This window comes from Bacillus sp. HMA207, assembly GCF_003402455.1.
Lineage (GTDB): Bacteria > Bacillota > Bacilli > Bacillales > Bacillaceae_G > Bacillus_A > Bacillus_A cereus.
Genome location: NZ_BEZT01000016.1, coordinates 1 through 1,185 on the forward strand (window position 1 = coordinate 1; position 1,185 = coordinate 1,185).

Sequence of the window (1,185 nt, forward strand, 5' to 3'; positions counted from 1 at the left end):
CCAGCGTTCATCCTGAGCCAGGATCAAACTCTCCAATAAAGTTAGTTTGTCTAGCATCTAAAATAAAAATTGACGTTTCACGTTGTTTGTTTCGTTCAGTTTTCAAAGAACTAATGGTGGAGCCTAGCGGGATCGAACCGCTGACCTCCTGCGTGCAAGGCAGGCGCTCTCCCAGCTGAGCTAAGGCCCCAAACAAGTATCGGGAAGACAGGATTTGAACCTGCGACCCCCTGGTCCCAAACCAGGTGCTCTACCAAGCTGAGCCACTTCCCGAAAGAAAACGCGCCCGAGAGGAGTCGAACCCCTAACCTCTTGATCCGTAGTCAAACGCTCTATCCAATTGAGCTACGGGCGCATATGGTGCCGAGGGCGGGGGTCGAACCCGCACGGTGGTCACCCACCGCAGGATTTTAAGTCCTGTGCGTCTGCCTGTTCCGCCACCCCGGCATGTCATATTGAAAATTGGAGCGGAAGACGGGATTCGAACCCGCGACCCCAACCTTGGCAAGGTTGTATTCTACCACTGAACTACTTCCGCAAGACATGTTTGAGATATTTTATTAAAAGTGCGGGTGAAGGGAGTCGAACCCCCACGCCAAAGGCGCTAGATCCTAAGTCTAGTGCGTCTGCCAATTCCGCCACACCCGCATATTAATTAAAATGGTGAGCCATGAAGGACTCGAACCTTCGACCCTCTGATTAAAAGTCAGATGCTCTACCAACTGAGCTAATGGCTCTTACAATAAAAACTGGTGCCGACTAGAGGACTTGAACCCCCAACCTACTGATTACAAGTCAGTTGCTCTACCAATTGAGCTAAGTCGGCTAAATGGTGGAGGATGACGGGATCGAACCGCCGACCCCCTGCTTGTAAGGCAGGTGCTCTCCCAGCTGAGCTAATCCTCCGGATTGCCTGGCAACGTCCTACTCTCACAGGGACAAGGTCCCAACTACCATCGGCGCTAGAGAGCTTAACTTCCGTGTTCGGTATGGGAACGGGTGTGGCCTCTCTGCCATCATTACCAGACTGTATTCATTTAAGACAAGAATCATTGTAACTCATTTAACTTTTAAAGTCAACAAGTTTTTTATATTCTTTCAAAACTAGATAACATTGCTTCATATTATATGGTTAAGTCCTCGATCTATTAGTATTCGTCAGCTCCACATGTCACCATGCTTCCA

At 49.2% G+C, this 1,185-nt stretch carries 9 tRNA genes and 1 rRNA gene; all 10 read right to left on the minus strand.

The features are described from left to right. Positions 1-114: 114 nt before the first annotated feature. A tRNA-Ala gene (locus HMAS_RS27500) sits at positions 115-190 on the minus strand. Positions 191-199: 9 nt separating this feature from the next. Then, a tRNA-Pro gene (locus HMAS_RS27505) sits at positions 200-273 on the minus strand. A gap of 8 nt (positions 274-281) precedes the next feature. Beyond that, a tRNA-Arg gene (locus HMAS_RS27510) sits at positions 282-355 on the minus strand. A gap of 3 nt (positions 356-358) precedes the next feature. Then, positions 359-447 (minus strand) — tRNA-Leu (locus HMAS_RS27515). Positions 448-463: 16 nt separating this feature from the next. Next, a tRNA-Gly gene (locus HMAS_RS27520) sits at positions 464-538 on the minus strand. A gap of 29 nt (positions 539-567) precedes the next feature. Beyond that, positions 568-648: transfer RNA gene (locus HMAS_RS27525), tRNA-Leu, on the minus strand. A 13-nt stretch (positions 649-661) separates the two neighbouring features. Continuing rightward, positions 662-737 (minus strand) — tRNA-Lys (locus tag HMAS_RS27530). Between the two features lie 13 nt (positions 738-750). Next, a tRNA-Thr gene (locus HMAS_RS27535) sits at positions 751-826 on the minus strand. Between the two features lie 4 nt (positions 827-830). Then, positions 831-906, minus strand: a tRNA-Val gene (locus tag HMAS_RS27540). Positions 907-911: 5 nt separating this feature from the next. Then, a 5S ribosomal RNA gene (gene rrf, locus HMAS_RS27545) occupies positions 912-1,027 on the minus strand. Between the last annotated feature and the right edge of the window lie 158 nt (positions 1,028-1,185).